Genomic DNA, 26,044 nt, shown 5'->3' with positions numbered 1-26,044 from the left:
CGCTGGCTGGCCATGATGCCGCACGAATGGGGCCGAACCCGCAGTACTGGCCGCCCTGTTGGGACCTGCGCGGCGCGCAGGTCCCAGGCTGCGCTCACGCTGCCGGTGTCAGCGGTGGCTGTGATCATGGCTTGCGTGTTCTTCGCGGAGTTTGGAGACGTTGTTCCCTCATCTGGCTGGTGTCGTGGTGGAGTTAGTCGAGCGGACTGCGGCTGGGATGGTCACGATGCATGCGCGGGCCCGCTCGGCGGGTGTGGACTGTCCACATTGGGGTAGTGCGTCGCTCCGGGTGCATGGCCGGTACATACGACGGCTTGCGGATACCGCGGCCGGTGGCGTCAATGTGGTGATCGCGCTGCTGGTGCGGCGGTTCAAGTGCCAGAACACGGCGTGCCGGGCCGTGACGTTCGCCGAGCAGATCGCGGGGCTGACGAGTCCGCATGCCCGCTACACACCGCTAGTGCGTGAGCAGTTGACCTCGATCGCTCTCGCGCTGGCCGGCCGTGCGGGCGCCCGTCTGGCCGGGGTGTTGGGCCTGCGCGTCGCCAAGGACACGCTGTTACGTTTGGTCCGCGCTGTACGGAAGATCCCGTGGGTGAGATCCGCGTGCTCGGTGTCGACGATTTCGAGGGCGCCCGCAGCGGAGCCCCCACAGGCCCAGCAGGTCGCCGATGCCTGGCACCGGGGGCAGCTCACCGCGCTCGTTCGGTCGGGTCGGTATCAGGCGGGTTGCTCCTTGTCCTTCGCCAGCCACGCTTGGAGGTTGGCCGGGTTGATGGGAATGGAGACGTGCTCGTGGGTGATGAGCCACGTGCCGGTCGACCGTCGCATGCAGACGGTCTCGCGCACCCAGATCGAGGCTTGGAGTCCGCCTTTGCGCTCTCCGGTGTCCAGGTGCAGCATGTTGGCGAATGCTGCGTCCCCGTCCACCACGATGGTCAGCTCGTGCGTTTCCAGGCTGATGGGTCCGTCGTAGCCGTCGAACCACCGCAGGAAGTTGCGGCGGACTTCTTCGGTTCCGGCGAACCTGAGCGGGGGGACGACGTCGTAGTAGACGATGTCAGGCGCGTAGTGCTCCATGAGCTTGTCGATGTCCTTCGACTGCTGAGCGCCGGTGCGACGCTCCAGAAGCGCCCTGATGTCGGCTTCGTTGGTGGTCACTGACTGCTCCTTGAAGATCCGTAGGTGTGGCCTGGGGAACGTCTGGTCCGAGAAGGGGCCGGTGTCAGGTGATTTCAGGGTTGGCCATCATTCCCATGTCCTCGTGTTCGGCGTTGTGGCAGTGGAAGAGGTAGCGGCCTCGGTAGCCGTCGAAGCGTGTGATGATCTCCGCCGACTCGCCTGGCCGCAGCGAGATGGTGTCCTTCAGGCCCGCGTCGTGGGGGAGTGGGGGGCGGCCGTCGCGCGCGAGGATGCGGAATCCGACGAGGTGCAGGTGGACGGGGTGGTGGGCCAGGCCCGGCGCAGCCGGATCCAGACCACAGCGGACGCGAGCAGTTGCGCGGCGCCGAGGGAGGTGACGACGTTGGCGCCGGCCGCGTGCCAGCGCAGTGCGTCGTAGTCGCCGCTCAGATAGACGCCGGCGAACACGGGCTGGCCGAAGATCGCGACCGTGTGGACGCTGACGACCGCCCGAAGCACCCACCGGCCGGACCGTGTACGGCGCGCGGCGGCCAAGGGCGTCGATGCCTCCCGATTTCTGATGGCGCCCATGGTTGCCTCTCTCGGGCGTTGTCACTGCCCGGCCGTTGGGGTCACTTCTGGAGGACCGCCTGAATCTCGAGGCTGATCGAGATCCTGTCGCCGACCGCGACGCCGCCGGCGTCGAGCGGGACGCTGATGTCGATGCCGAAGTCGCGCCGGTTGATCTGTGCGGTCGCGGAGAAGCCGGCCCGCTGTCCGCCCCACTGGTCCGGGCTGAAGCCGTTGACGTCGACCACCAGCGGCACCTGACGTGTGACGCCGTGCAGAGTCAACGCGCCGTCGACGGTCCAGGTGTCGCCGGTCCGGCGGATGCCGTTGGAGCGATAGCTCATCGTGGGGTACTGCTCGACCTCGAGGTAGTCGGCGGCGCGCAGGTGGTTGTCGCGCAGCTCGTTTCCGGTGTCGATCGAGGCGAGGTCGATGGTTGCGGAGACCGACGAGGCCAGGGGGTCTTCGCTGGTGACGATGGTGACGTCGTAGCTGGTGAATCGGCCGCGCAACTTGTTGATCATGAGGTGGCGGACGGAGAAGGCGATCTCGGAGTGCACCGGGTCGGCCTTCCACGTGCCGCACCGGTAACCGGGGATCTCGATGGTTGCTGGGACGGAGCTCATGCTTCTTCCTCCATGGGTGTGGTGCCGCGCCGACGCGGTGGACGTGGGGGCGGGGGCTCGGTGAGTCAGGGCTCGAGGTCGACTGCCCCGGTGCCGGTGCGGACGTCGAGGGGCACCGAGACCTGGTCATGCACGATCACCCACGCGCCTTCGATCTTCCGCAGGCAGTACGTGACCCTGACCCACATGCCGCTCGTCGCCGTCCCGTCCTTGAACGTGCCGCCCAGGCGAGCGAAGGCGTGGCCGAACGCGATGTCGCCGCCCACGGCGAGCGTCAGGTCGCGAACCTCGTACCTGACCGTCTCGAAGGCCGTGAACGCCGGCTCCCAGTTCCTGAGCTTGGCCTCGACCCCCACGTGCTGGAGCGGCGGTTGGACGTCGAAGGACACGATGTCGGTGGCGTAGACCCCCCGCAGGCGCTCGGAGTCCTTGCCCTGAATACCTTCGACGAGCTCGTGCACGAGCCGGCGGATGCTGGCCTCATCTGTTCCGTGCTGCGTGGTCATCGCCACCCGTCCCTTCGCTCTTGGTTGAGCCCTCGGTGCCGCGAACTTGACCATATGACTGGAGAGTTATCGTGTCTAAGATGAATATCGCTATGGCGTTATGCATCGGGGGGCATGATGGAGCTGAACTCACTCAGGCAGTTCCTGGTGGTGGCACGGCTGGAGCACCTCAGTCGGGCTGCTGACGAGCTGCACGTCGCTCAACCGTCGTTGAGCCGGACCATCGCGAGACTGGAGCGCGAACTGGGCGTGCCGCTGTTCGATCGTGGTGGCCGGCTCCGGCTCAACGACAGCGGCAGAGTCTTCCGGGACCACGTGGAACGCGCCCTGGGTGAACTCGACGCGGGGCGGCGCGCCGTTGCCGAGGCCACCGGCGAGGGTCTGGGCACGGTGAGGCTGGCATCGGAAACCTTCCTCACCCTCACCGGTCCGCTGGCCCTGTACAAGCGCGCCCATCCCGCCGTCGAGATCGAGCTCCACTGGTCGCCGCCCGAGGACATGGCACGCCGCCTGCGCGCCCAGGAGGTCGATCTGTGCGTCGCCTCCCAACCGATCCAAGCCGAGGGCCTGGACAGCGTGCACCTCTTCGAGGAAGCGGTGGGGGTGGGCACCCCACTCGATCATCCGCTCGCCGGCCGGACGTCCGTGACCATCGACGAACTCGCCGACCAGCCTTTCGTCACGGCCCGCGAGGGACACTGGCTACGCCGGCTGCTCGACCGGCTCTTCGCCGCGCGCGCCCTCACCCCGAAGATCGTCTGCGAGAGCGACGAGCACAGCGCCATCGCCGATCTGATCAGCGCGGGACTTGGCATCGGCCTCGCGCCCGCCTTCGCCCGCCGCAGCGTCACACAGGCCCCCGTCGCCTGGATCCCCATCGACAGCCCTGACTGCCGCCGCACGGTCACCCTCTACTGGGGCGCCGGCAGCCACCTGTCCACGGCCGCCCGACTCATGCGCACCACGATCACCAACTGGGACTGGTCCACCGCGCAACCCAAAGCCGAACGCTGACGGTCTGCTGGGCCGGCAGGGGACGCCAGGCCTCGAGGCGCCGCGCCCCCTCAAGAGCCCCAGTGCGCCGCTCCATGGCCAACGTGAGATGTGCGTTGAGGACCGCGGCCGAGGCGGGCAAGGTGGACACTGGCACTCGGTATATGAGCGGCCCCGGCTACTGCTGTGGGAAGGTCATGCCGGCGAGGAGCTTTTGCAGGACGTGGTCGCTGTCGGCTGAGGCGGTGGCGGGGGCGTACTCCGTGACCCCCATGCCGGCGACGTTGAAGCGTCTGGTCAGGGCGTGCAGGGCGGCGCGCAGCTGCTCGGGGTGCAGACCCTCACGTTCCGGGCAGGCTGGTGAAGTGTTCAGGGTCCAGCACGTCCAGGTCCAGGTGGATGTAGACGTGCGTGGCTCCCGTTTCTGTCACCGCGGAAATCAGTTGTCCCGGTTGACGAAGTGCCTGAACGGGCAGGGCCCGGATCCCTTCGGACTCGATGAAGTCCAGTTCGGCGGGATCGAGGGCACGAGCACCCGCGAGCACGATCTGCCGGGGTGAAAGGCGCTCCTCCGGCCGCGGCAGCAGTGGTGGAGGCCCCTGGCCGAGCAGGGTGCGCAGCACCATTCCGTGGAAGCCTCCCGAGGGAGAGGTGTCGGGAGTGTTCAGGTCCGCGTGGGCGTCGAACCAGATGACTGCCAGGCGTCGCCATGGCGGGCCACGGCGCGGGCGACAGGCGCGAGCTCGATGCCGCAGTCGCCGCCCACAGCGAGCACGATGTCATCGCCGTTCCGCTCCAACGCGGCCCTGGTTGCCGCCAGCGAGCGCGTCAGCACATCGAGGTGGCGTACACCGTCCTGGTGCTGGCCCGGGAGGGGGCCGGTTTCGACGACTGTGCGTCGAGCTGCTGGGAGCAGCGCGCCCAGTGTTTGTCGAGGGTGCCGGCCTCGGGCTCTTCGGGGTAGAGCTCTGTGTCGCCGAACCTCACGGTGACGTTGCCCGGTGCGATGTCGGTGTCGTCGGTGTTCTTGCCGATGGCCATCAGCACTCGATGCCAGTTGGGGTCGGCGCCGTGGACGGCGGTCTTGACCAGCGGGGAGTTCACTACGCTCTTGGCGACGCGTTGGGCCTGTCCGTAGTCGCGGGCCTGGGCGACGGTGACGCGCAGGAGCTTGGTGGCGCCTTCGCCGTCACTGGCCAGCTGCCGGGCGAGATCCAGGCGCAGATCGGCGAGGGTTTCCGTGAACTCCGCCGGATCGACCGGTCCTGCGGCGCCGTTGGCGATGACCGCGACCGTGTCGGAGGTGGAGGTGTCGGTGTCGACAGTCAGGCAGTTGAACGTGCGATTCACCGCTGCACGCAATGATCTGTCCAGTTCGGTAGGGGACAGGTCCGCATCGGTGAACACGTCGGCCAGCATGGTGGCCGTATTGGGCTCCAGCATGCCTACGCCCTTGGCCACGCCCACCATGCGGGCGTGGCCGACGGTCCGTACGGCTGTCTTCGGGCGCGTGCCGGTCGTCATCATCGCGCGGGCCACATCAAGCGGTCCGGCTGTGAACGCGGCGAGGCCGCGCCAGGCGGTCTCATCGAAGTGTGCACGGATCGCGTCCATCGGCAGCGGGCGTCCGATGACCCCGGTGGAGCCGATCAGCACCTCGTCCACGGGGATGCCCAGAATCCCCGCGACGCGGCGGATCACCTCAGCGGCGTTCTCCTCACCCCGGCGCCCGGTGGCCACGTTCGCGTTCTGCGCCAGAGTCGTCACGGCACGCAGATTCTGTCCCGAGGCATGGGCACGACCGAGGACGACGGCCGGACCCGCGAAGCGGCTCTGCGTGAACATCGCGGCCCGGTGGCAGGCCGGCACTGCCGGTGACCAAGTCCACCACCACGCACCACTTCCGGGTGCTGCGCGAGAGCGGGGTCATCCGACAGATCTACCGGGGCACGGCCAAGATGAACGGCCTGCGCCGCGACGACCTAGACGGCCTCTTCCCGGGACTGCTGGACAGTCTCCTCGCCGCCGCGGACCGGCAGTCCGTCCGCCTCGGCGGCGGCGCCTGAACCCGCCTTCCCCGGAAGGTGGTTGAAGAGCAGGTTCAGTGCGATCGCGGACACGCAGCCCGCGCTGATCCCGCTGTTCATCACCGTCTGGAACCAGTCCGGGAACTTCGCGTAGACCGTCGGCACCCCCACCGGCAGCAAGCCGACCGCCACCGACACGGCCACCACGGTCAGATGGTGGTTGCCCCGGGAGTCGACCCGGGCCAGCGTCCGCAGCCCGCTCGCTGCGACCGTGCCGAACATGACCAGTCCGGCACCGCCCAGCACCGGCGCCGGGATCGCCGCGACCACCGCACCCAGCTTGGGCAGCAGACCGAGCAGCACCAGGATCCCGCCGGCCGCCGCCACCACCCAGCGGCTGCGCACCCGGGTCATCCCGACCAGGCCCACGTTCTGCGCGTACGCCGTGTACGGGAAGGTGTTGAACACCCCGCCCAGCACCGTCGACAGCCCGTCCGCCCGCAGCCCGTCGGCGAGCGAGCGTGACGCGACCTTCCGTCCGGTCAGCTCGCCCACCGCGATCAGGTCACCGGTGGTCTCGGTCATCGTGACCAGAGCCACCACCAGCATCGACACGATCGCGGACGCCTTGAACCGCGGCACCCCGAAGTGGAACGGCGTGCTGATGCCCACCCAGTCGGCGCCGGAGACCCCGCTGAAGTCGGTGAAGCCGAACGGCACCGCGACCGCCAGACCCACCGCGATGCCGATCAGGACGGCGATCCGGCCGAGGGCGGCGGGCGCGAACCGCTGCACGGCCAGCACCACCGCCAGCACGAAGGCCGCCAGCGCCAGGTTCTTCGGCTCGCCGAAGTCCTTCGCGCCGGCGCCGCCCGCCGCCCAGTTGCCCGCGACCGGCAGCAGCGAGACCCCGATGATCAGGATCACCGTGCCGGTCACCAGCGGCGGGAAGAAGCGCAACAGCCTGCCGAAGACCGGCGCGAGCAGCATGATCGCCAGACCCGCGACGATCACCGCGCCGTAGATCGCGGGCAGTCCGCCGCCCCTCGTCCCGATGAGCACCATGGGCGACACCGCCGCGAACGTACAGCCCTGCATGATCGGCAGCCGGACGCCGAACCGCCAGAAGCCGACGCACTGGATCAGCGTGGCGATTCCGCACACCAGCAGGTCGGCGGTGATCAGATACGCCAGGTCGGCGGGCGAGAGCTTCATGGCGCCGCCCACGATCAGCGGTACGGCGACCGCACCCGCGTACATCGCGAGCACGTGCTGCAGCCCGAAGGCCGCCAACTGCCGTGCCGGTGGTATCTCGTCGACGGGGTGGACGTCTGCGGTGGTGGTGGCCATGGGGACTCCAGCAGGACGCGAGCGGGGAACGATATCCGGACAGGACGAGACCGTAAGCTGCTTGAACAGTTTGTTGATTTCCGGTCCGTTGCCGCCGTGTGTCATGCCCGCCCGGCCGGTCCGGAATCCCCGGCCGTCCCGCCTAGGCCGACCGGGCCGCGGTGAGCAGCGCGTCCCAGTCGGCCAGCTTGACCACGCCCCGCCCGAGCCGCGCGCCCAGCTCGGCCTCGGCCCGCTCGATCGCCAGCCACCCCGCCCACGTCACGGGTTCGAGCCCGGCCGTCCGCAGCGCGGGCACCGGGTCCCCGGGCACCTGCCGGCGCCGCAGCGCCGGAGCGTCCGCGAGCAGGGAGGTCACCGTCTCCTTGGCGCAGGGCCGGTTGGTGCCGATGACACCCGTCGGACCGCGCTTGATCCACCCGGCGACGTACTCACCGGGGGAGGGGACACCCTCGCGTACGACACGCCCTGCCGCGTTCGGCACCGTACCGCTCGGCGCGTCGAACGGCAGCCCGTCCAGCGGCACTCCGCGATAGCCCACCGAGCGCAGCACCAGCTGGGCCGGCACGTCCGTGAACCGGCCCGTGCCCGTCACCCCGCCGCGCCCGTCCGGCGCCGTCCGCTCGAAGCGCACCGCGCCCACCCGGCCGGCGGCGTCCGCGAGCACTTCCACGGGCCGCAGGAAGAACCGCAGGCCGATGCGCCGGGCGGCATCGGCCGAGGACCGGGCGGCCCAGCCCCGCAGCACCTCCAGATTGCGCCGCTGTACGGCGGGCAGAGCGGCGGGGTCGGCTGCATCCAGCGCCAAGTCGGCCGGATCGACGGTGACTTCGGTGCCGGGCAGCGCGCCCAGCTCGCGCAGCTCCTTGGTGGTGAAGCGGGCCTGAGAGGGGCCGCGCCGGCCCATCATGTGCACCTCGGTGATCCCGCTCGCCGCCAGCGTGTCCAGCGCCCCCTGCGGCATGTCCGTCGGGCGCAGCTCCGCCGCACCCCGGACCAGCATCCGCGTGACGTCCACCGCCACATTGCCCACGCCGATGACGACGGCCGACCGCACCCCGCGCAGAAAGCCCGCGTCGGCCGCGTCCGGATGCGCGCTGTACCAGGCCACGAAGTCGGTCGCCGACCAGCTGCCCGGCAACTCCTCGCCCGGAATCCCCAGCCGGCGGTCGGTGGCGGCGCCCACGCAGTACACCACCGCGTGGTACAGCTCCCGCAGCCGCTCCACGGGCAGCCCGCCGGGGCCGCCCACCCGGATCCCGCCGAGGAACCGCACCCGCTCGTGCTCCAGCACCGTCCGCAGGCTGCCCTGCAGCGACTTGATCTTCTCGTGGTCCGGGGCGACGCCGTACCGGACCAGGCCGTACGGACACGGCAGCCGGTCCAGCACGTCCACGCACACCTCGGGATCCTGCTGAACCAGGGTCTGGGCGGTGTAACACCCGCTCGGCCCCGAACCGACGACGGCGACACGCAGCACAGCGGTACTCCTCGGACGACGGAGGTGACGAAGGAGGGGTGTGCGGACGGCTCCAGCATGGCACCTCAAGGCGCCCGGCGTCAGGGGCCGGCGGGGTGACTGCGACGCGTGTCCGGTCGAACGGAATGTGATCGCGCGAGTACGTTGCGTGTGTGCTCGAAGCATCCTTTCTTCACCTTTCCGACCGGAACGCGGAGGACGGCGCGGTGTCCGTGTGGCCCGCGTGGGAGGTGCGGGAGCAGGGCGACGCCACGACCTGGTTCTACGTACGGCTGGCCTTTCCGGACGGCGCGCGCGTCGACGCCCTGGCGGTCATGCGCGAGGGACGCGTGTCCATCGAGGACGTCACCGCCGAGCCGGCCCTGTCCCTCGCCGACCTGACGGCGCTCGCGGACTGGATCGAGGCCCCGCTGTTCGAGGCGTGCGGGGTGGCCGCGGAGCAGCCGTACGAGGGGGAGGGCGACAGCCTGCCGGCGGAGGGGGAACCGGAGGCCGGCGACGGGGACGGGGGCGGCGAGGAATCGTGCGATGCAGAGCAACGTGACGACGTGGGTGACGAGGATGTGGGCGAGGAGGAGGGCGGCGCGTTCTGCGCGGGCCCGCGGCGCGCCCGGCCGGTCTGGCCACGCGGCATCGAGGGCCGCCGGCTGGTCGCGCAGGAGTACCGCGCCGCACAGGAGGGGGGCGCCGACCCGGTGCTCGCCGTGATGAACGCGACCGGACACAGCCGCCGCCGCGCCCTCAGACTGATCGCCCAGGCACGGGACGCCGGATTCCTGACCCCGCGTCACGCCCGCCGCGACTGAGGCGAGTCGCCGCCGTGACGGCTCACGCGCCCGTCAGGGACTGCACGGGCGCTCCTCCGTCGCGAAGAACCGGGACAGATCCCGCTCCCGCTCCTCCTTGCCCCGCTCACTCTCCGGTGGCACCCCCGACTCCCAGTCGAGCCCGTACCGCCGGAACAGCTCGGCCCGCAGCACCGGAACGGGCATCGGCACCCCCGGGATCAGTGCCGCGTACACGGCCCCCATCAACAGGGCCCGCAGCATCGGATAGTCGGCGGCGACGTCCTGGGAGCCGTACTGGGCGACGGTGTCGGTGAGCAGCTCCGCCAGCCGGCGCTGCTCCGGGCACGCCACGAACCCCTCGGCCTGGAGCAGGCCCGCCATGTGCTGGCGCATCAGCACCGGCCGGTCGCGGGCCAGGCCCAGGATCGCGTCGATGGCCCGGGCGAGGCGCTCCCGGCCGTCCTCGGTGTGCGGTTCCCGCTCCAGCGCCTCCTCCAGCGTGCGGTGCATCAGCCGGTGCACGGCGGACTGCACCAGCTGGCGCTTGCCCGGGAAGTAGTACGACACCAGACCACGGGCGGAACCGGCCCGGTCCGCGATGTCGCCCAGCGTGGTGGCCTCGAAGCCGTGCTCGTCGACCAGTTCCACGGCGGCCTGCAACAGCCGCTCCCGGGAACGCCGCCGCAACTCTTCATTGACCGAGGCGCTGCGCGGGGACATCCTGTAACTCCTGCGTTGACTGGCTGCCAGCCAACTATACTCACCGCAGTGGGCACCGCCCTGCGCGGGGCCCGGTCCAGGGCTGCCGTCCGTCTGGGGCGACGCGGGGGATCGTCTCAGACGGACGGCGTGCGAGCGAGGGGGTGCCGGCGCCGCGCCAGTGGGCGGCGGCGAAGGCCTCAGCCGACGAGATCCAGCACGGGCAGCAGCGCGTCGGGCCGGTCCGTCACCGGCAGGTGGTCGACGAAGTGCACCCGGCAGCCGAGCGCGGCCGCGCCACCGTCGGCCTCCTTGCTGTCGCCCACCATCAGCACCTGCCGCGGATCGGCACCCAGCGCCGCACAGGCGACCGAGAACAGCCGCGGGTCCGGCTTCTGCACGCCGTGCTCGTACGACAGGACGTACGCGTCCACATACCGGTCGAGCCCGTGCTCGCGGAACACCGGGCGCAGATCCCAGCCGATGTTGCTGACCACGCCCACGCCGATCCCCCGCTCGTGCAATGTGCGCAGCACCTCGGCGGCGTCCGGGTACGGGGCCCAGGCGGCCGGCTCCTTGTGCCGTTCGTACAGCGCGTCGTGCAGCCCGGGGTCGGGCAGCGTCACCTGCCGGGACAGGCTCGTGTAGGCGGCCCGGTGCAGTTCCGCGCTCTCGTCCCGCACCGCCCAGACCCCGGCCAGGTCCGCCGGCAGCTCCACCGGATTCGCCCCGCCCGGCAGCGCACCGGCCGCCTCCAACGCCCTTGCGGAGGCCCTCAGTTCCGGTTCCGGCAGGGTGTGCCCCGTCTCGGCCAGCACGGCGCGCAGCCAGGACTCGGTGGACTCGACGCGGAAGAGCGTCCCGGAGAAGTCGAACAACACGGCAGTCATGCGCCCGACCCTATCCGTGCCGGTGGCGGGCGATGTCGATGTGACCGGGCCGCGGCCACGCCCATACGCAGCGCTCCCGGGTGCAGACCGACTGGTTCCGGGACCCACTGACAAGGGCGGTCATGGCGTGATCGGACGGGAAGGTCGCGCCACGAGGGCTCTCAGCAGCGCGCGGCACACGCCGAGGTGCCCGCCGTGCGGCGCTCGGGCCGAAGATCGACGGACGTCCGCTGCCGGTCGACCGTCGACGGCCGTCAGCCCAGTGCCCGCAAGCCCGGAACCAGGGCCACCAGTACCGGGACCACCGGCACCAGCGCCGCCACCGCCGTCAGGCGCAGTCGGCGCAGCGCGGGGAGCCGGTCCGGGGGAGTGAGCAACCGGTGCACGCGCTGCGGCACATGGGCCTGCGGAGTGGGACAGGGCCCGAACACGCCCCGCTCCTCGTTGAGTTGCACCAGTGCCAGCGCGGTCGTCAGCCGGCCGAAGCGCCGGGAGGCCATGTCGTCGGCGGCCAGCTCGACCAGCCGGTGCATCTCGTCGCGGAAGGCGGCGAACACCGGCACCTGCGGGAACCCGCCCGCCAGCGCCGCCGAGCAGTGCAGCAGCCAGTCGTGCCGGGCCTGCGCGTGGCCCAGCTCATGGGCGAGCAGCGCGTCCAGTTGACGGCCTTTCAGGCGGCGCAGCGCCGCCGTCGAGATGACCAGGCGGGGTGCGGCACCGGGCAGCCACCAGGCGTCGGGACGCTCGCCCTCCAGCACCACCAGGGGGCCGCTCGCCGGATCCTCGCCCGGCAACAGCGGGGCGCGCACCAGGAGTTCGGCGCGCCGCGCGCGCCGCCCGGCCCGGGTCCGTACGACCTCGCGCACCAGCATCGCCAGGCTCCACAGGCCACCGGAGGCGAGCACAACGGCGGTGGCCGCCGCCCACGGACCGGCCGTACCGAGGGCGTAGGCGTCCACGACCGCGCGCGGAGCCCGGGCGAACAACTGCCCGCGCACCTGCTGCCAGGCCGCCGAGGCGCTGAGCGTCATCGACAGCACGCAGCACAGCAGGACGGCCGCCACGACGCACTGCCACACCCAGAGGGCGACGACCGGTTCGCGGTCCGGCCAGTCGGCCCGGGCCAGCAGCCGCGGGGCGACGACGGCGGTCAGGGCGCCGAGCAGCAGCAGGGTCACGGGGACCATCATGGTCAGCACCCTATGAGCGCGAGATCGCTCACGGGTACGGTCCGCGGCGCCGAAGTGACGCAGACAACGCGCCCCCGAAGACCCCGCTCACAGGGTCAGCAGCATGGCCACCATGCCGATCCCCATCGACAGCCGGCAGGCCCGCGCCAGCTCCGGCCGGTCGCCCCAGCCGACCGGGCTGCCGGCCCCGGCCACCGCGACGGCGGCGGCGGGTGCCAGGCGGGCGCCGGCCAGCAGCACGTAACCCGCGAAGTACAGCAGCAGCAAGCCCGTCAGCAGGGGCACGCCCGAGCCGCCGTGTGCGTGGTGGGCGCCGGGCGGGACCGTGGCCATGGCCAGCGACATGTAGACCATCGCGGACGTGCCCACCAGATGGTGCAGGTGACACGGGGCGGCGCGCGCGCCCCACAGCGCCCGCAGTGCCGCCGCGCCGAACACGGCCGCGTAGACCGGCCACGCCCATCGCGGCGGCGCGAACACCGCCGCCGGTACGGCCATCACGGCCATGCCGAAGCCCATCAGCGCCTCGCCGCCCGCGGACCGGCGCTGCTCCTCGACACGGCTGCGCATCCGCAGCAGGCAGTAGGCCCCGGTCGCCGCGCACAGGGCGACCAGCAGCCACGCCGCCGGTACCGGTCCGTGCACGCGCACCTCCCCGTTCGACGGTCGGTCGAGGGATGCGATGCCCACGCCACGCGGAGCGCACGCGAGCGCAAGGGGGTACACGGGGAGCATTCGGCGGAGCACGGGGTCACCGCAGGCGCGGTGTGCCGGAATTTTACGAGTAAAACACATGCTAAATTGATGGTATGAGCAGTGCGACCCGCCACCGACTTCCCCTCGCCGGTGTGCTCCGCCTCGGGCGGCCCTCCGACATCTGGTTCAAGCCCGCGCTGAGCGTGGTCGCCGCGGTCGCGCCGCCCAACCTGATCCTGCTGGCGCTCGGCCGCCTCGACCTGGCGATGTACACGATGGCCGGTTCGTTGTGCGCGCTCTACGGCCACAACCGGCCCTACGCCGCCCGTGCCCGCGTCCTGGCCTGGGTGGTGCTCGGCATGACCGGCGGCCTCGCGGTCGCCCTGCTCGCCGCGTCGCTCACGGCCGATGCCGTCGTCCTGGTCACCGTGGGCGCCGTCATGGCCGCCGTCCAGAAGGCCGTGAGCGACGCCACCCGGCTCGGACCGCCCGGGAACGTGGTCCTGACCTTCATCAGCTCCGCCTCGCTGTTCGCGCCGCAGACCCTCGGCCAGGTGCCCGGACATGTCGGTCTGGCCCTGGCGGCCGGCGTCTGGGCCTGGCTGGTGGGCATGGCGCCCGGGCTGCTCCGCCCGCACGGCCCCGAGCGCCGCGCCACCGCCCAGGCCCTGAACGCGGCCGCCGCCTACGCCGACACGCGTGGCACCGCCGACGGGCACGCCCGGGCCCGTGCCGCGAGCGCCGCCGCGATCCACGCCGCCTGGCAGTCACTCCTCGCCCCCGGCACCCGCCCCGACCTCACCCGGCGAGCCCTGGAACGGCTTGTCGTCCGCGCCGAGGTCGCCCTCGCCGCCCCCGCCGACACCGACCCCGCCCGCCTGCGTGCCTGGGCCCGCGAGCTGCGCGGCACCGGGCGGATACCGCGCGTGGAGTCCCCGCGCGAGTCCGCCGACGAACTCCTCGGCCTCGACGCCGAACTCGCCCTCGCACCAAGGCCGTTGCGGCAGCGCCTGGCCCCCCTCGCCCCGATCGCCGCGCGCACCGCGATCGGCTGTGCCCTCGCCGGATACGCCTCCCTCGCCCTTGGGGTGGGCCGTCCCTACTGGGCGCTGGTCACCGCCGCCTCCCTCTACCAGGCCAACGTCACCCTCACCTGGAGCCGCGGCGTCCAACGGGTCGTCGGCAACGTCGTCGGCGTCCTCGTGTTCGCCGTCATCGCCCCGCTCGCTCATCTCCACCCCGCCGCGCTGGTGCTGAGCTGCCTCGCCTTCAACTTCGGCGCCGAGGCGCTGATCGCGCGCAACTACTGGCTCGGCACCGTCTGCGTCACCCCGATGGCGCTGCTCATCACCGAGTTCGCCCGCGCCCAGAACCCGGCCGAGCTGATCACCGAGCGGGTCGTGGACACCCTGGTCGGCGCGCTGGTCGGCTTCGCCGCGGCCGTCGCCGTCACCAACCGGCGCGCGGGAGACCGCCTCGAACACGCGCTGACCACGGCGGAACGCGCCCGCGAGAACACCGCCCGGCTGCTGGCCGAGCCGCACCCGGTACCCCGCGCCATGGAGTCGGCCCGCCGCGGCCTCGCCGCCGCCCTCGCCGACCTGCGCGCCACGGCCGACGCCGCGTCCGGCGAGTGGTGGCAACGTGACCTGCCCGAGGAGCGGGTCGTGCTCGCCGAGCAGTCCGGACACCGTACGCTCGCGGCGACGGTGCGACGCCAGGGGTTCGTACCGCACAGCCGGCACCAGCACCAGGATCCGGTCCAGGACCCGAGCAGGACGGAGGACATACGGCCATGACGGCGACGAACGGCGGACCCACGTCGGCGGACGGCACGGCCGACGCGGCCCGGACGGGCGGCCACCGGCCCGCCGACGCGGAACCGGCGGACGGCCGTCGTCCCGCCGGCGCACGCCCGGGGAGCAGCGACGACATGGCCGCCACCGGTGGGGCGGGCGCCGCTCGCCACGACACCGTCGCCGCCGTCGTCCGGCAGTGGCGGGCCGTTCACCCCGAGCTGGACACCGGGCCCATGGAAGTCATCGGCCGGATCAACCGGTGTGCCGCGCTGCTGCAGCAGGCCGAGGACGCGCCGCTGCGCCGGGCCGGGCTCAGCCGTCCGGAGTTCGACCTGCTGGGCGCGCTGCGCCGTACCGGACACGAGCTGACCCCCGGGGAGCTGGCCCGGGAGACCTTCTCCTCCGGGGCCGCCGTCACCAAGCGGCTGAAGCAGCTCACCGAACGCGGACTGGTCGAGCGGCGCGGCGACCCCCGGGACCGCCGCGTCGCCCACCTCCGCCTCACCGACGCGGGCCGCGACCTGGTCGACGGCATCCTCCCTGAGCAACTCGCCTATGAAACAGCCGTGTTGAGCGTGCTGGCTCCCGACGGTCAGGGCGAACTCGCCGGTCTGCTGGCCGAGTTGCTCGGTCGCCTGGAGGGGCGGATGGGGGCGCTGAGGGCGTAGCGAAGGGGACGGCATGCGAAGGCCGGCGCAGCGCCTCAGCCCTCCTCGCCGGCCAGGTGCACTCCGAACGCCGCGCCCTGCGGATCGCGCAGCACCGCGATGCGCGGGCCGTCGGGAACCGACACGGGTGCCAGGACAACGGTCCCGCCCGCCCGCTGCGCGACCTCGGCCGTCGCGTCCACGTCGTCCACCGCGAAGTACGGCATCCAGTGCGGCGGCACCTCGGGCGGGAACCGGTCGCCCATGTCGGCCATGCCGCCGAAGTCCTCGCCGTCGATGCCCCACTGCGTGTACCAGTCCGAGGCGTTGACGCTCCAGCCGAACACCGTGGTGTAGAAGTCCCGGGCCCGCTCGGTGTGCCGGGTCGCCAGTTCCACCCAGCCGAGGGTGCCGGGCGCGTTGAACAGTCCGGCGCCGGGGAAGGACCGCGCCTGCCACAGCTGGAAGACCGCGCCGGTCGGGTCGAGGGCCACCGCGAACCGGCCAATGTCGAACACGTCCATCGGGCCGAGGACCACCGTCCCGCCGGCCTCCTCCACGCGCCGTACCGCCGCGTCCGCGTCGGTCACGGCGAAGGAGACGTTCCACGCCACCGGCTGGGACTCCTGGTACAGCGGGGTGAGCGCGGCGACCGCCGCGTCCCCCAGGTGCGCCACCGTGTACCCGCCCGCCTCCTGCCGCGGGTCGGTCTCGGGCCGCCAGCCGAACAGCTCGGTGTAGAACCGTTTGGCGCCCTCCAGATCGCTGGTCCCGAGCTCGGTCCAGCACGGTCCGCCGGTCACCGGCCTGTCGAACTTCATGAGGGCTCCTTCCGGCCACGCAGCACAGAGCTCTCCCGGCACGCTAACCCCGCCTTCCCGCCCCGGCCATCCGGGACGGTCCCGGGGCCGGGCGGGGGAGTCGCCTGCCCGCCCGGAGCGGGCTGCGGGAGGGTTCGGCCCGCGTGGACGCCGCTGCCGCCACCCACGTCCGGGATCCGCGCCGGAGCGGGCGGCAGGAGCTTGCGCAGGACGTCCTGGGTACGCCAGAACTCCAGCCGTCCGGCACCGGTGCGCAGCCGGGCGTCCTCCTGGTCGCGCCGCGCGGTGGAACTCCTCGGCCCGGTCCCCCCGGCACGTCGAGCGGGCGGCCCGGCTGCCCGGTGTGCGGGCACGGCACGGGGACGCCCGCGCCCTCGACGCGCCGGACGCGTCCGTGGACGTCGTGCTGCTCCTCGGCCCGATCCTGCCCGAGCGCCCGGACCGAGTACGGGCCCTGGCCGAGGCGCGCCGGGTGCTGCGGCCCGGAGGCCTCGTGGTCGCCGCCACGATCAACCGGTTCGCGGGGCTGCACGACACCCTCGCCAAGGGCGTGTGCTTCGACGCCGGACGCAGCCGTCCGTCCCCGGCGCTGTTCACCGCGGCCTACTTCCACGCGCCGGAGGACGTCCCCACCGAGGTCACGGACCCCGGTCTGACGCCGCAGGGGCAGTACGGCCTCGAAGGCGCGGCCTGGCTGATGCACCGGCCCCGTAGACGGATCCGGACACCAGGTGTACGCGGTCATGACTTTGGTGGCAGTCGGCCGATCGGAGGCCGGCCTGCGAGTGCGGTGTGTCGGCGTCGAGTCCTAGATACCCGGCCGGTAGCGCATCGGATGGTCCTCCGGGACCTCCACCAGCGCGATGCGGATGCCGTCGGGGTCGGCGACCCACATCTCGACCAGGCCCCACGGCTCCTTCACCGGCGGCCGGACGACGTCGACGCCCCTGTCCTTCAGCTCCTCGTGCGCGGCCGTCACGTCGTCGACCTGCAACCAGAGCCGGACGGCGGGCGAGGGCGGCGCCTCGGACCTCCCGGAGACCTCCAGGAAGCCACCGCCGAGGAAGTAGACCGTGCCGCGCTCGGGCCCCGTACCGAACTCGCGGTAGACGGACAGCCCCAGCTGCTCGCCGTAGAAGGTCCGGGAGCGCTCGGGGTCGGTGGGGGTGAGCAGGGTCCGACTGCTGAGTACGTGCACCATGCAGGCGGAGCCTACTGGCAGCGTTACCCTCGACCCTGGCTGAGCCACGCCCGAGATCGGAGACCGTTTCATGGAGACCCCCGCCGCCGGCCCCACCTTCCGCGACGCCACCGACGCCGACGTCGACGCGCTGGTCGCGCTGATCGAGTCGGCCTACCGCGGGGACTCCAGCCGGGCCGGGTGGACCACCGAGGCGGACCTCCTCCAGGGCCGGCGGACGGACCCGGAGGGCGTGCTGGAGGTGATCAAGTCGCCCGACAGCCGACTGCTGGCGGTGGAGCAGGACGGCCGGATCGTCGCCTGCTGCCAGCTGGAACACCACGGCGACCACGCCTACTTCGGGATGTTCGCCGTCAGCCCCACGCTGCAGGGCGCGGGCCTCGGCAAGACGGTCATGGCGGAGGCCGAACGCCAGGTCCGCGAGGCCTGGGGCGTCACCGAGATGCACATGACGGTGATCTCCGTACGGGACGACCTGATCGCCTGGTACGAGCGCCGCGGCTATCGCCGTACGGGAAAGATGTCGCCCTTCCCGTACGGCGACGAGCGCTTCGGCATCCCGCAGCGCGACGACCTGCAGTTCGAGTTGCTGGTCAAGAAGCTCGGGTGACCGTCAGGCCGTGAAGCGCCCCGTGCGCTTGATCTGCGGGAAGTCGGTCGTCGCGCCGTCCAGCTCCAGCGCGCGGACCAGCCGCAGATGATCCTGGGTGTTGACGACCCAGCCGATGATCCGCAGTCCGGACGCGCGCGCGTGCTCGACCACCTCCAGGGTCAGCCGGCGGATGTTGAGACAGACGGTCGCCGCGCCCACGGCGACCGCGCGCTCCACCACGTCCGTGCCGATGGGGGTCCCCCCGCTCGAGCCTGTTCGAAAGTGGGGGAGGCTCGCGATCAGGGCCGTGCGCACGCCCGGCACCAGGCGGGCGATCTCGGCGAGCGCGTCGTCGTGGAACGAGGACACCTCCACGCGCCCGACCAGATCGCGCTCGTGCATCACGACGGCCAGGGCCCGGGCCGCCGCCACGTCCTTGATCTCGGCCTGCAGCGGCGTGCGCACCGCCGCCAGCACCTCCTCGAACACCGGCACCCGCTCTCCGTGGCCCGCGTCCAGGGCGCGCAGCTCGGCCAGGGTCTTGTCGGCGATCGGCCCGGTGCCGTCGGTCGTGCGGTCGACCTCCTCGTCGTGCATGACGACGAGGGCGCCGTCCTTGCTCAGCTGCAGATCGAGTTCGATCAGATCGAGGCCGGCGTCCTGCGCGGCGACGAAGGAACGAAGGGTGTTCTCGGGCTCGACCCCCATGACCCCGCGGTGACCGATGGTAAGGAAGTTCAAGGTTCGACTCCGTTCCGTCGACGGCGGCTCGGCGCGCGCGGAACGGGCGGACTCCGTCGTCCGCGCGGGCAGAGTCGCAGCCTAACGGCCGGGCCCCGTGATGAACCCGCACGTGCACGAGGCATACGGGTGCGTGGCGGCCGTCGGCTGGCCGGTATCCGCCCCTGTCGTCACCCTCGCGTGGGCGAGTCCCCGCACCCTTGACCGCTCGGCGGCACACCGTGCAAAAGTTGGGCTCCCACGACGGAAGTGAGCGCCGTCACGGTTTACCGCAGGAAAAATGTCGGCGACCAAGGGAGTAGGCAGAAAAATTTCCCGAGCTGCCTCTTGCTGGCTGAAACGGGGTATGCATACGGTGTCCCTACGTGAGCTTCTCCCGTGGAGGATGGGACATGACGGAAATTCTTGTGCAGGCGGGTGCGGAGGGACGTATTCCTTCGTCGACCAGGGTGGTTGAGCACCCGGCCTGGCCCGTGCTCAAGGATGCCGTGGAGCAGATCCGGCCATGGCAGTCGAAGGACGGATCGATCGACTTCGAGGCCGAGGGCGCCCCGGCCGGGGCGGACGTCGAGGCCGCCGTACGGCGTGTCGTCGACGCGGTCGAAGAGCTGTCCCCGCTGCTCCCGCACGACGAGGCCTACCACCAGGCCCTCGTGAAGGACCTGCGGCGCTGGGCCGAGGGTGGCTTCCAGGTGCCGGACTTCCTGGACTCCCTGCTGGCCTTCCAGCCCGCTGCGAACCGTGCGGACGGCCTGCAGCACCTGGTCGTCTTCCCGATGTACACCCAGAACGGCAACCTGGACCGCAACCTGGAGGCGGTCGTACTGCGCATGGTCTGGCCGGACTGGCTGGCCGAGCTGGAGCGCACCCGCTACGACAACCCGCTGTTCTGCGGCATCACGTTCGAGGACTTCACCTCCGGCTACGACACGAACTCGGCCGTCCTCTTCCCGGAGACCATCGCCGTCCGCGAGGCGCCGGAACGTTTCTCCTGGGGTGGCATCTTCTGCGACCGCGAGGCCGCCCGCTTCCGCCGGGTCACCGAGGCCGCCGTCGACATCCTCGGCCTGCAGCTGCCCGAGGACATCGCCGCGATGGTCCACGACCAGAAGCGCTGCGAAGAGGCCTTCGTGCTCTGGGACATGGTCCACGACCGCACCCACAGCCACGGCGACCTGCCGTTCGACCCGTTCATGATCAAGCAGCGCCAGCCGTTCTGGATGTACGGCCTGGAGGAGCTGCGCTGCGACCTCACCGCCTTCAAGGAGGCCGTGAAGCTCCAGGCGGACGGCGTCCCGCAGGCCCGTGACGTGCAGTACGCGGTGCTCTTCGACCGCATGTTCCGCTTCCCGGTCACCGGCGACCGCAACCGCAACTACGACGGCCTCGGCGGCCAGCTGCTCTTCGCCTACCTGCACAGGCACGACGTCATCCGCTGGACCGACAACAAGCTCTCCATCGACTGGGAGCGCGCCCCGCAGGTCACCAACGAGCTGTGCGCCGAGATCGAGAAGCTCTACAAGGACGGCATCGACCGCCCGAAGCTGGTGCACTGGTTCGCCGGCTACGAGCTGGTCTCCACGTACCTCGCGCCGCACCCCGGCTCCAAGTGGGCCAAGGGCCCGGACGCCCTGGACCTGACCCAGCCGCCGCGCAAGCTCGTGGACGACGTGCTTCCGGACGAGTTTCCGCTCAGCATGTTCTACGAGGCCCTGTCCAAGAAGCTGAAGAATGTGATCGCCTCCACCAAGGGCATCACGGCGGACAGCGCCGAGCCGGTCGCCGCGTGAGCGACCACCTCATCCAGAACACTGCCTCAGAGGGGAAGAACGTGGGGAACAACGGGTCTCTCAGCGGTGCGGTGATCGCGGTGGCCGGCGCGGGCGGACCCGCCGGACACGCGACGCTGGTCCGGCTCGCCGAGGCCGGCGCGATCGTCGTCGGAGCCGACAACAACCCCGAGCGCCTGGCGGAGGCCGTGGACGCGGCCCGCTACGCGCGCGGCGGTGCCACGGTCACCGGGGAGACGGTCGACCTGCTCGACCTGGACGACACCCGGGCCTGGGCGGACCGCATCGAGAAGGAGCACGGCCGGGTCGACGGTCTGGTCCACCTGGTCGGCGGCTGGCGTGGCAGCGCGACCTTCGCCGAGACCAGCCTCGCGGACTGGGAGCTGCTGGAGAAGCTGCTGATCCGCACCGTCCAGCACACCTCCCTGGCCTTCTACGACGCCCTGCAGCGCAGCGACCGCGGCCGCTATCTGCTGATCAGCGCCGCCGGCGCGTCGAAGCCCACCGCGGGCAACGCGGCGTACTCCGCGGCCAAGGCCGCCGCGGAGGCGTGGACGCTGGCCATGGCCGACGGCTTCCGCAAGGCGGGGGGCGAGGCCGGTCCGCGTTCGGCTGCTGCCATCCTGGTGGTGAAGGCGCTGGTGCACGACGCGATGCGCGCCGAACGCCCCAACGCGAAGTTCGCGGGCTTCACGGACGTCAAGGACCTCGCCAAGGAGATCGAGGGCGTCTGGGGCAAGTCCGCCGCGGAAGTGAACGGAAACCGTCTGTGGCTGACCGAGAAGCCGTGAACCCTCCCAAGACCGACGCGCGTCGCCATCACGACCCCGAGGTCCGCGGTTTCGCCAGTGACAACTACGCCGGGGCGCACCCCGAGGTGCTGGCCGCCCTGGCCCTCGCCAACGGCGGCCATCAGGTGGCGTACGGCGAGGACGAGTACACCGAGAACCTCCAGCGGATCATCCGCAGCCACTTCGGGGCCACCGCGGAGGCCTTCCCGGTCTTCAACGGCACCGGCGCGAACGTGGTCGCGCTCCAGGCGGTCACCGACCGCTGGGGCGCGGTGATCTGCGCCGAGAGCGCCCACATCAACGTGGACGAGGGCGGTGCGCCCGAGCGCATGGGCGGACTGAAGCTGCTCACCGTCCCCACGCCGGACGGCAAGCTCACGCCCGAGCTGATCGACCGGCAGGCGTACGGCTGGGATGACGAGCACCGCGCCATGCCGCAGGTCGTCTCGATCACCCAGAGCACCGAGCTGGGCACCCTCTACACGCCGGACGAGATCCGCGCGATCTGCGAGCACGCCCATGCGCACGGCATGCGGGTGCACCTGGACGGCTCCCGGATAGCCAATGCGGCCGCCTCGCTGAACGTGCCCCTGCGGACGTTCACCAACGCGGTCGGCGTCGACATCCTCTCGCTGGGCGGGACCAAGAACGGCGCCGTCTTCGGCGAGGCGGTCGTGGTCCTCAACCAGGACGCGGTGCGGCAGATGAAGCACCTGCGGAAGATGTCGATGCAGCTGGCCTCCAAGATGCGCTTCGTGTCGGTGCAGCTGGAGGCGCTGCTGGCGAAGGACCTGTGGCTGCGCAACGCCCGGCACGCCAACGAGATGGCCCAGCGGCTCGCCGAGGGCGTGCGCGCGGTGCACGGCGTGGAGATCCTCTACCCGGTGCAGGCCAACGGCGTCTTCGCGCGGCTCCCGCACGACGTGTCCGAGCGCCTGCAGAAGCGGTTCCGCTTCTACTTCTGGGACGAGGCCGCCGGGGTGGTGCGCTGGATGTGCTCCTTCGACACCACCGAGGAGGACGTCGACACCTTCGTGGTGGCGCTCAAGGAGGAGATGGCGCGCTAGACCCCAGCGTAGCAATGCATAGGTATGCGGTCACTCGAAAAGTCATTGACTGTCGGGTGATCGCTTTCCTATGCTCTGCGGGCATGGAGCTGATCCAGAACACCGCTGATCTGTCCGCGTACTTGGCCGCGGACGAGGCCATTGACCATCACCACCCCGTGGTCCGGGAGACGGCCGGAAGGCTGGCCTCCGGGGCTGCCGACTCGTATGCCTATGCGCGGGCCGCCTTTGAATTCGTGCGCGACACCATCCCGCACTCCCAGGACTCCGGCGACCTGCGCGTCACCTGGCGCGCCTCCGACGTGCTCGCCCTGGGCACCGGTATCTGCTACGCCAAGGCCCACGCCCTGGCCGCCCTGCTGCGCGCCGAGGACATCCCGACGGCCCTGTGCTACCAGCGGCTGACCCACGACGAGGGCAGCGGGCACTGCGTGCACGGACTGGTCGCCGTACGCTTCCACGGAGCCTGGCACCGGCAGGACCCACGCGGCAACAAGCCGGGAGTGGACGCCCGGTTCTCCCTGGACGGCGAGCGGCTGGCCTGGATCCCCGACCCCGCGGCCGGTGAGCTGGACTATCCGGTGCTGTACGCCGAACCGCACCCGGCCGTCCTCGGCGCACTGAAGGCGGCCCCGGACCGACCGCAGTTGTGGAAGACACTGCCCGACGCACTCTGAGGGCAGCGAGGCCGGGGGCGGCAGGTCTCGGGAGGAAGTCGCTTCCGCCGGTCCGCAACAGGTAGGTGCCGGCGATTCGCCGGGCGGGCAGGGCGGCGTCGGATCCGGTGGCCGGTGCGCCAGGCTGCGGACGCACAGGGGGCTCGCCTCGCCCGTGGCACCGGCCCTTGCCGCGGGTGCCGTCGCGGTGCCGCTCGCGCTCGGCGCGTGGGACGACCAGGCGCGATAGCGCCTCAGGGGCGCGGGGCTGTGTCCGATGTGCGGCTCCGCCGCGTGGGCGCGACCAGCCCCTCACCGGCGGGCAGCCGAAGGAACCGCTGAAGTCCCCCGAGCCCCGCGGCCAAGGCACCGCAGGTCACCGCGCTTCGGCCGCCCGCAGTTGCTCCATCGTGGGTGCCGTACCCCCCAGGTGGGCGGGCAGCCACCAGGAGTCCTCGGGGCCCTTGGGGCGGCCCGGGTAGGCGCGCTGGGCGGCGTCCAGGAGTTCCTGGACGGCCTCGCGCAGCCGGCGCGTTATGGCGCCCGCGTACTGGTCGCGGGGTGCCTCGACCACCTCGCCGACGCGGATGGTGACGGGCAGGTGGTTGCGCCTGAAGTTGCGGGGCTGGCCCTTCGTCCACAGCCGCTGGGTGCCCCACACGGCCATCGGGATCAGCGGGACGCCCGCGTCCTGAGCGAGCCGGGCCGCACCGGACTTGAAGCTCTTCAGCGTGAACGACTGCGAGATGGTGGCCTCCGGGAAGACCCCGACGACCTCACCGGAGCGCAGCGAGTCCAGCGCGTGCGCGTAGGCCGCCTCGCCCTGATTGCGGTCCACCGGGATGTGCTTCATGCCGCGCATCAGCGGTCCGGAGATCCGGTGGCGGAAGACGGACTCCTTCGCCATGAAGCGCACCAGACGCTTCTGCGGCAGGGCCGCCAGGCCGTTGAACACGAAGTCCAGATAGCTGATGTGATTGCTCACCAGCACGGCGCCGCCCGAGCGCGGGATGTTCTCCGACCCCTGGCAGTCGATCTTCAGGTCCCAGACCTTGAACAACGTCTTGGCGAAACCGATGACGGGACGGTAGACCAGCTCTGCCATGGGCGGGACGGACCCTTTCTGCTCTGCTCGGGAAAGGGGCTCCCGGCGGGAAGTTACGCAGCCGTAGGTTTACGGCGTCTCGCAGATCGTGCCCCAAGAACGGACGGGTAGCCAGTCCTGGTGCCCCGCGGCGGCGAGATCCTCGTCACGTCGGCCTACATCCCACCTCGGATCTTTAGTTCCCCTTTACTCCGCCCGTACGGTGGCCCGCTTCAGAAGCAGGAACATCTCGCACCCCAGGCAGTAGCCGAACGCCGCGTTCAGGAACGCCGCGGCGAGCGCGGCCCCGGTGGCGGCCAGCCCCAGCCACTGCGGTCCCACAGTGAACCCGACGAGCCCGAGCCCCGCGAACACCAGCCCCACGGCCTGCGCGAACCGCGGCGGCTCCGGCGCCTCGAACTCCTTCGGCGGCCCGAGCCGCGGCCGTACGGCCGTACGGAACGCCCAACCGTACGGCGAGCGCTGCACACCGGCGGCCGCGCCCACCGCGAACGCCAGCGTCTGCCAGGCCAGTACCCAGGGGCTCTGCAGGATCAGTGCCAGGGCCAGAACGGCCGTCGTCACGGCCGCACCGAAGCGCGGCCCCCTCACGTCGATGTCCATGAATCCAGCATTCCGCAAGGGAAACTCCGGGGGGAGACGGGAATCTTTGCAGTCTGATGAATGCTTGTGCAGGTGATGACCGGAGTGGTGGTGTGCGTGGCGGTGCTCGTCGTGGCGAGCGCCTTCGGAGTGCTGCACAAGCGGCGGAGCGGGAGAGTGCGGGTGCGCGGGCGGGACGAGGGCAAGCGGCTGGGGGCCGCGGAGTTGGGCGGCGAGCTCGGTGAGCGGGCCACGCTGGTCCAGTTCTCCAGCGCCTTCTGCGCGCCCTGCCGGGCCACCCGGCGGGTCCTCGCCGAGGTCGCGGGGATGGTCCCCGGGGTGGCCCACATGGAGATCGACGCCGAGGCCCGCCTGGACCTCGTACGCGAACTGGACATCCTCAAGACGCCCACCGTGCTGGTGCTCGACGCCGACGGACGGGTCGTACGGCGTGCCACGGGACAGCCCCGCAAGGCCGACGTCATCGCGGCACTGGGTGAGGCCGTGTGAGGGGGCCTCAGGAGAGGGTGCGGTGTCTTCCGCATCCCGGACCATGCTTGACTGGGCGCACCAACTATCGTCAGCCTGACCGTATGCCGACCGAACTCCTTCTCCACGGGCGGGTCCACGTCGACCTCGCCCGCACCGCGAGCGCCATCTGTCCGGGCTGTTGAGCACCGACGCCCCGGCTCGTGACCTCCAGCAGAAGGACAACTCCATGACGGCCTCGCCCGACCTCGGCACCGTTCAGCTCGCCTCGCCCGACCTGTTGCGCTCCACCTTCCGCCGGCACGCCGCCGGTGTGGCCGTGATCACCGCGCGCGGCGCCTCCGGGCCGGTGGGCTTCACCGCCACCTCGCTCACCTCGGTCTCCGCCGAGCCCCCGCTGGTCTCCTTCGGCATCGGCACGGGCGCCTCCAGCTGGCCCGCCATCGCCGAGGCGGAGCACATAGGCGTCCACATACTCGGTGAGCACCAGCGTGAGCTGGCCGCCACCTTCGCCCGCAGCGGCGCCGACCGCTTCGGCGCCCCGACCGCCTGGCGCGAAGGCCCGGAAGGCGTACCGGTGCTCGACGACGTGCTGGCCTGGCTGGTCTGCCGGATCGTCGGCCGGGTTCCCGCCGGTGATCACCGCATCGTGCTGGCCGAGGTGGTCCTGGGCGACCCCACAGGCGCCGGCCGTCCACTCCTCTACCACCAGGGCCGCTTCAACGGTCTGCGGGATTGATCACGCTTCCCGGCCCTGCGAAGCCGTCGAGTTCCGGTTACGCTGCGTTGCGAAGGTCACAGTTCAAAGCGCTTGCTTAGCGGGCAT

Annotated in this window: 30 protein-coding genes and 4 pseudogenes; 15 read left to right on the top strand and 19 right to left on the bottom strand. The window is 71.4% G+C overall.

The features are described 5' to 3' along the window. Window positions 1-217: 217 nt before the first annotated feature. Window positions 218-373 (top strand): annotated as a pseudogene (locus ACWC2T_RS13940) (ISL3 family transposase); the annotation flags it as partial. A gap of 347 nt (window positions 374-720) precedes the next feature. On the opposite strand, the gene ACWC2T_RS13935 reads toward ACWC2T_RS13940, so the two are convergent. The 5 genes from ACWC2T_RS13935 to ACWC2T_RS13915 form a co-directional block, all read right to left on the bottom strand. Further along, window positions 721-1,161, bottom strand: a complete 441-nt coding sequence (locus tag ACWC2T_RS13935) for a YybH family protein (protein WP_450670581.1) — start codon at window positions 1,159-1,161, stop codon at window positions 721-723. A 64-nt stretch (window positions 1,162-1,225) separates the two neighbouring features. After that, the gene (locus ACWC2T_RS13930; protein ID WP_450670603.1) at window positions 1,226-1,414 is read right to left on the bottom strand and encodes a multicopper oxidase domain-containing protein; all 189 of its coding nucleotides are present in this window, start codon (window positions 1,412-1,414) and stop codon (window positions 1,226-1,228) included. Further along, a complete protein-coding gene (locus ACWC2T_RS13925) occupies window positions 1,366-1,713 on the bottom strand; it encodes a hypothetical protein (protein ID WP_450670604.1) in 348 nt (115 codons plus the stop codon). The genes ACWC2T_RS13930 and ACWC2T_RS13925 overlap by 49 nt, the downstream gene beginning before the upstream one ends. A gap of 41 nt (window positions 1,714-1,754) precedes the next feature. Then, entirely contained in the window at window positions 1,755-2,318 is a 564-nt protein-coding gene (locus ACWC2T_RS13920; RefSeq protein WP_450670580.1) for a YceI family protein, read from the bottom strand. 65 nt (window positions 2,319-2,383) lie between these two features. Next, window positions 2,384-2,824, bottom strand: a complete 441-nt coding sequence (locus ACWC2T_RS13915; protein ID WP_450670602.1) for a YybH family protein — start codon at window positions 2,822-2,824, stop codon at window positions 2,384-2,386. Between the two features lie 114 nt (window positions 2,825-2,938). On the opposite strand from ACWC2T_RS13915, the gene ACWC2T_RS13910 reads away from it, so the two are divergent. Beyond that, window positions 2,939-3,838, top strand: coding sequence for a LysR family transcriptional regulator (locus tag ACWC2T_RS13910; RefSeq protein WP_450670579.1), 900 nt, complete (start codon window positions 2,939-2,941; stop codon window positions 3,836-3,838). A gap of 320 nt (window positions 3,839-4,158) precedes the next feature. Here ACWC2T_RS13910 and ACWC2T_RS13905 read toward each other — a convergent pair whose 3' ends face one another. Both ACWC2T_RS13905 and ACWC2T_RS13900 read right to left on the bottom strand, forming a co-directional pair. Further along, on the bottom strand, window positions 4,159-4,485 hold the full coding sequence (locus ACWC2T_RS13905) for an arginase family protein (protein WP_450670601.1): 327 nt from the start codon (window positions 4,483-4,485) through the stop codon (window positions 4,159-4,161). Window positions 4,486-4,645: 160 nt separating this feature from the next. Further along, window positions 4,646-5,686 (bottom strand): bifunctional ornithine acetyltransferase/N-acetylglutamate synthase, encoded by a 1,041-nt coding sequence (locus ACWC2T_RS13900; RefSeq protein ID WP_450670578.1) that lies wholly within the window; start codon window positions 5,684-5,686, stop codon window positions 4,646-4,648. On the opposite strand from ACWC2T_RS13900, the pseudogene ACWC2T_RS13895 reads away from it, so the two are divergent. Further along, window positions 5,686-5,883 (top strand): annotated as a pseudogene (locus ACWC2T_RS13895) (transcriptional regulator); the annotation flags it as partial. The gene ACWC2T_RS13900 and the pseudogene ACWC2T_RS13895 sit on opposite strands and share 1 nt — an antisense overlap. On the opposite strand, the gene ACWC2T_RS13890 reads toward ACWC2T_RS13895, so the two are convergent. Further along, on the bottom strand, window positions 5,800-7,194 hold the full coding sequence (locus ACWC2T_RS13890; protein WP_450670577.1) for a nucleobase:cation symporter-2 family protein: 1,395 nt from the start codon (window positions 7,192-7,194) through the stop codon (window positions 5,800-5,802). The pseudogene ACWC2T_RS13895 and the gene ACWC2T_RS13890 overlap by 84 nt on opposite strands. A gap of 142 nt (window positions 7,195-7,336) precedes the next feature. Next, complete coding sequence (locus tag ACWC2T_RS13885; RefSeq protein ID WP_450670576.1) at window positions 7,337-8,674, bottom strand: FAD-dependent oxidoreductase; 1,338 nt, start codon at window positions 8,672-8,674, stop codon at window positions 7,337-7,339. Between the two features lie 206 nt (window positions 8,675-8,880). Here ACWC2T_RS13885 and ACWC2T_RS13880 point away from each other — a divergent pair, with 206 nt between their 5' ends. Beyond that, complete coding sequence (locus ACWC2T_RS13880; protein WP_450670600.1) at window positions 8,881-9,480, top strand: DUF6214 family protein; 600 nt, start codon at window positions 8,881-8,883, stop codon at window positions 9,478-9,480. 33 nt (window positions 9,481-9,513) lie between these two features. Here the strand turns inward: ACWC2T_RS13880 and ACWC2T_RS13875 are convergent, their stop codons facing one another. The 4 genes from ACWC2T_RS13875 to ACWC2T_RS13860 form a co-directional block, all read right to left on the bottom strand. Further along, the gene (locus ACWC2T_RS13875; RefSeq protein ID WP_450670575.1) at window positions 9,514-10,182 is read right to left on the bottom strand and encodes a TetR/AcrR family transcriptional regulator; all 669 of its coding nucleotides are present in this window, start codon (window positions 10,180-10,182) and stop codon (window positions 9,514-9,516) included. A gap of 179 nt (window positions 10,183-10,361) precedes the next feature. Then, window positions 10,362-11,051, bottom strand: coding sequence for an HAD family hydrolase (locus ACWC2T_RS13870; protein ID WP_450670574.1), 690 nt, complete (start codon window positions 11,049-11,051; stop codon window positions 10,362-10,364). A gap of 254 nt (window positions 11,052-11,305) precedes the next feature. Beyond that, a complete protein-coding gene (locus ACWC2T_RS13865) occupies window positions 11,306-12,241 on the bottom strand; it encodes a M56 family metallopeptidase (RefSeq protein WP_450670573.1) in 936 nt (311 codons plus the stop codon). An 87-nt stretch (window positions 12,242-12,328) separates the two neighbouring features. Continuing rightward, the gene (locus ACWC2T_RS13860; RefSeq protein ID WP_450670572.1) at window positions 12,329-12,886 is read right to left on the bottom strand and encodes a DUF5134 domain-containing protein; all 558 of its coding nucleotides are present in this window, start codon (window positions 12,884-12,886) and stop codon (window positions 12,329-12,331) included. Between the two features lie 164 nt (window positions 12,887-13,050). Here ACWC2T_RS13860 and ACWC2T_RS13855 point away from each other — a divergent pair, with 164 nt between their 5' ends. Next, window positions 13,051-14,736 (top strand): FUSC family protein, encoded by a 1,686-nt coding sequence (locus tag ACWC2T_RS13855; RefSeq protein WP_450670571.1) that lies wholly within the window; start codon window positions 13,051-13,053, stop codon window positions 14,734-14,736. Then, window positions 14,733-15,404, top strand: a complete 672-nt coding sequence (locus tag ACWC2T_RS13850; protein WP_450670570.1) for a MarR family winged helix-turn-helix transcriptional regulator — start codon at window positions 14,733-14,735, stop codon at window positions 15,402-15,404. Before ACWC2T_RS13855 ends, ACWC2T_RS13850 begins: the two co-directional genes overlap by 4 nt. 35 nt (window positions 15,405-15,439) lie before the next feature. Here ACWC2T_RS13850 and ACWC2T_RS13845 read toward each other — a convergent pair whose 3' ends face one another. Beyond that, window positions 15,440-16,204: a VOC family protein gene (locus ACWC2T_RS13845; RefSeq protein WP_450670569.1), complete on the bottom strand. Its 765-nt coding sequence runs from the start codon at window positions 16,202-16,204 to the stop codon at window positions 15,440-15,442. 140 nt (window positions 16,205-16,344) lie between these two features. Next, a pseudogene (locus ACWC2T_RS13840) lies at window positions 16,345-16,482 on the bottom strand (class I SAM-dependent methyltransferase); the annotation flags it as partial. Window positions 16,483-16,547: 65 nt separating this feature from the next. Between ACWC2T_RS13840 and ACWC2T_RS13835 the strand changes: the two are divergent. Beyond that, window positions 16,548-16,643, top strand: a pseudogene (locus ACWC2T_RS13835) (class I SAM-dependent methyltransferase); the annotation flags it as partial. Between the two features lie 369 nt (window positions 16,644-17,012). On the opposite strand, the gene ACWC2T_RS13830 reads toward ACWC2T_RS13835, so the two are convergent. Next, entirely contained in the window at window positions 17,013-17,405 is a 393-nt protein-coding gene (locus tag ACWC2T_RS13830) for a VOC family protein (protein ID WP_450670568.1), read from the bottom strand. A 70-nt stretch (window positions 17,406-17,475) separates the two neighbouring features. On the opposite strand from ACWC2T_RS13830, the gene ACWC2T_RS13825 reads away from it, so the two are divergent. Beyond that, window positions 17,476-18,015, top strand: coding sequence for a GNAT family N-acetyltransferase (locus ACWC2T_RS13825; RefSeq protein ID WP_450670567.1), 540 nt, complete (start codon window positions 17,476-17,478; stop codon window positions 18,013-18,015). A 3-nt stretch (window positions 18,016-18,018) separates the two neighbouring features. Here ACWC2T_RS13825 and ACWC2T_RS13820 read toward each other — a convergent pair whose 3' ends face one another. Next, window positions 18,019-18,738 (bottom strand): glycerophosphodiester phosphodiesterase, encoded by a 720-nt coding sequence (locus ACWC2T_RS13820; RefSeq protein ID WP_450670566.1) that lies wholly within the window; start codon window positions 18,736-18,738, stop codon window positions 18,019-18,021. Window positions 18,739-19,130: 392 nt separating this feature from the next. On the opposite strand from ACWC2T_RS13820, the gene ACWC2T_RS13815 reads away from it, so the two are divergent. The 4 genes from ACWC2T_RS13815 (at window position 19,131) to ACWC2T_RS13800 (ending at window position 23,063) form a co-directional block, all read left to right on the top strand. After that, a complete protein-coding gene (locus ACWC2T_RS13815) occupies window positions 19,131-20,528 on the top strand; it encodes a DUF6421 family protein (protein ID WP_450670565.1) in 1,398 nt (465 codons plus the stop codon). A gap of 41 nt (window positions 20,529-20,569) precedes the next feature. Beyond that, window positions 20,570-21,319, top strand: a complete 750-nt coding sequence (locus ACWC2T_RS13810; protein ID WP_450670564.1) for an SDR family NAD(P)-dependent oxidoreductase — start codon at window positions 20,570-20,572, stop codon at window positions 21,317-21,319. Next, window positions 21,316-22,386: a threonine aldolase family protein gene (locus ACWC2T_RS13805; RefSeq protein ID WP_450670563.1), complete on the top strand. Its 1,071-nt coding sequence runs from the start codon at window positions 21,316-21,318 to the stop codon at window positions 22,384-22,386. The genes ACWC2T_RS13810 and ACWC2T_RS13805 overlap by 4 nt, the downstream gene beginning before the upstream one ends. 83 nt (window positions 22,387-22,469) lie before the next feature. Next, a complete protein-coding gene (locus tag ACWC2T_RS13800; RefSeq protein WP_450670562.1) occupies window positions 22,470-23,063 on the top strand; it encodes a transglutaminase domain-containing protein in 594 nt (197 codons plus the stop codon). A gap of 355 nt (window positions 23,064-23,418) precedes the next feature. On the opposite strand, the gene ACWC2T_RS13795 is transcribed toward ACWC2T_RS13800, so the two are convergent. Further along, on the bottom strand, window positions 23,419-24,147 hold the full coding sequence (locus ACWC2T_RS13795) for a lysophospholipid acyltransferase family protein (RefSeq protein ID WP_450670561.1): 729 nt from the start codon (window positions 24,145-24,147) through the stop codon (window positions 23,419-23,421). Window positions 24,148-24,333: 186 nt separating this feature from the next. Next, window positions 24,334-24,750: a DUF4395 domain-containing protein gene (locus tag ACWC2T_RS13790; protein ID WP_450670560.1), complete on the bottom strand. Its 417-nt coding sequence runs from the start codon at window positions 24,748-24,750 to the stop codon at window positions 24,334-24,336. 75 nt (window positions 24,751-24,825) lie between these two features. Between ACWC2T_RS13790 and ACWC2T_RS13785 the strand changes: the two genes are divergently transcribed. The 3 genes from ACWC2T_RS13785 to ACWC2T_RS13775 all read left to right on the top strand — a co-directional run bounded on the left by ACWC2T_RS13785 (window position 24,826) and on the right by ACWC2T_RS13775 (window position 25,957). Next, a complete protein-coding gene (locus ACWC2T_RS13785; protein WP_450670599.1) occupies window positions 24,826-25,239 on the top strand; it encodes a TlpA family protein disulfide reductase in 414 nt (137 codons plus the stop codon). A gap of 83 nt (window positions 25,240-25,322) precedes the next feature. After that, window positions 25,323-25,403, top strand: coding sequence for a putative leader peptide (locus tag ACWC2T_RS13780; RefSeq protein ID WP_351617915.1), 81 nt, complete (start codon window positions 25,323-25,325; stop codon window positions 25,401-25,403). A 44-nt stretch (window positions 25,404-25,447) separates the two neighbouring features. Beyond that, window positions 25,448-25,957 carry a flavin reductase family protein gene (locus ACWC2T_RS13775; protein WP_450670559.1) on the top strand — a complete coding sequence of 170 codons (510 nt, stop codon included), beginning with the start codon at window positions 25,448-25,450 and terminating at the stop codon, window positions 25,955-25,957. The last annotated feature ends 87 nt before the right edge of the window (window positions 25,958-26,044 follow it).

The organism is Streptomyces sp. NPDC001393 (genome assembly GCF_053597455.1).
This window is presented reverse-complemented; position numbering and strand designations above follow the sequence as displayed.

Excerpts from the sequence above, each read along its gene's own strand:
- ACWC2T_RS13925 (WP_450670604.1), bottom strand. The coding sequence starts at position 1,713 with ATGGGCGCCATCAGAAATCGGGAGGCATCGACGCCCTTGGCCGCCGCG.
- ACWC2T_RS13920 (WP_450670580.1), bottom strand. The coding sequence starts at position 2,318 with ATGAGCTCCGTCCCAGCAACCATCGAGATCCCCGGTTACCGGTGCGGC.
- ACWC2T_RS13915 (WP_450670602.1), bottom strand. The coding sequence starts at position 2,824 with ATGACCACGCAGCACGGAACAGATGAGGCCAGCATCCGCCGGCTCGTG.
- ACWC2T_RS13910 (WP_450670579.1), top strand. The coding sequence starts at position 2,939 with ATGATGGAGCTGAACTCACTCAGGCAGTTCCTGGTGGTGGCACGGCTG.
- ACWC2T_RS13890 (WP_450670577.1), bottom strand. The coding sequence starts at position 7,194 with ATGGCCACCACCACCGCAGACGTCCACCCCGTCGACGAGATACCACCG.
- ACWC2T_RS13875 (WP_450670575.1), bottom strand. The coding sequence starts at position 10,182 with ATGTCCCCGCGCAGCGCCTCGGTCAATGAAGAGTTGCGGCGGCGTTCC.
- ACWC2T_RS13870 (WP_450670574.1), bottom strand. The coding sequence starts at position 11,051 with ATGACTGCCGTGTTGTTCGACTTCTCCGGGACGCTCTTCCGCGTCGAG.
- ACWC2T_RS13865 (WP_450670573.1), bottom strand. The coding sequence starts at position 12,241 with ATGATGGTCCCCGTGACCCTGCTGCTGCTCGGCGCCCTGACCGCCGTC.
- ACWC2T_RS13855 (WP_450670571.1), top strand. The coding sequence starts at position 13,051 with ATGAGCAGTGCGACCCGCCACCGACTTCCCCTCGCCGGTGTGCTCCGC.
- ACWC2T_RS13850 (WP_450670570.1), top strand. The coding sequence starts at position 14,733 with ATGACGGCGACGAACGGCGGACCCACGTCGGCGGACGGCACGGCCGAC.
- ACWC2T_RS13845 (WP_450670569.1), bottom strand. The coding sequence starts at position 16,204 with ATGAAGTTCGACAGGCCGGTGACCGGCGGACCGTGCTGGACCGAGCTC.
- ACWC2T_RS13830 (WP_450670568.1), bottom strand. The coding sequence starts at position 17,405 with ATGGTGCACGTACTCAGCAGTCGGACCCTGCTCACCCCCACCGACCCC.
- ACWC2T_RS13825 (WP_450670567.1), top strand. The coding sequence starts at position 17,476 with ATGGAGACCCCCGCCGCCGGCCCCACCTTCCGCGACGCCACCGACGCC.
- ACWC2T_RS13815 (WP_450670565.1), top strand. The coding sequence starts at position 19,131 with ATGACGGAAATTCTTGTGCAGGCGGGTGCGGAGGGACGTATTCCTTCG.
- ACWC2T_RS13800 (WP_450670562.1), top strand. The coding sequence starts at position 22,470 with ATGGAGCTGATCCAGAACACCGCTGATCTGTCCGCGTACTTGGCCGCG.
- ACWC2T_RS13795 (WP_450670561.1), bottom strand. The coding sequence starts at position 24,147 with ATGGCAGAGCTGGTCTACCGTCCCGTCATCGGTTTCGCCAAGACGTTG.
- ACWC2T_RS13790 (WP_450670560.1), bottom strand. The coding sequence starts at position 24,750 with ATGGACATCGACGTGAGGGGGCCGCGCTTCGGTGCGGCCGTGACGACG.
- ACWC2T_RS13785 (WP_450670599.1), top strand. The coding sequence starts at position 24,826 with ATGACCGGAGTGGTGGTGTGCGTGGCGGTGCTCGTCGTGGCGAGCGCC.
- ACWC2T_RS13780 (WP_351617915.1), top strand. The coding sequence starts at position 25,323 with ATGCCGACCGAACTCCTTCTCCACGGGCGGGTCCACGTCGACCTCGCC.
- ACWC2T_RS13775 (WP_450670559.1), top strand. The coding sequence starts at position 25,448 with ATGACGGCCTCGCCCGACCTCGGCACCGTTCAGCTCGCCTCGCCCGAC.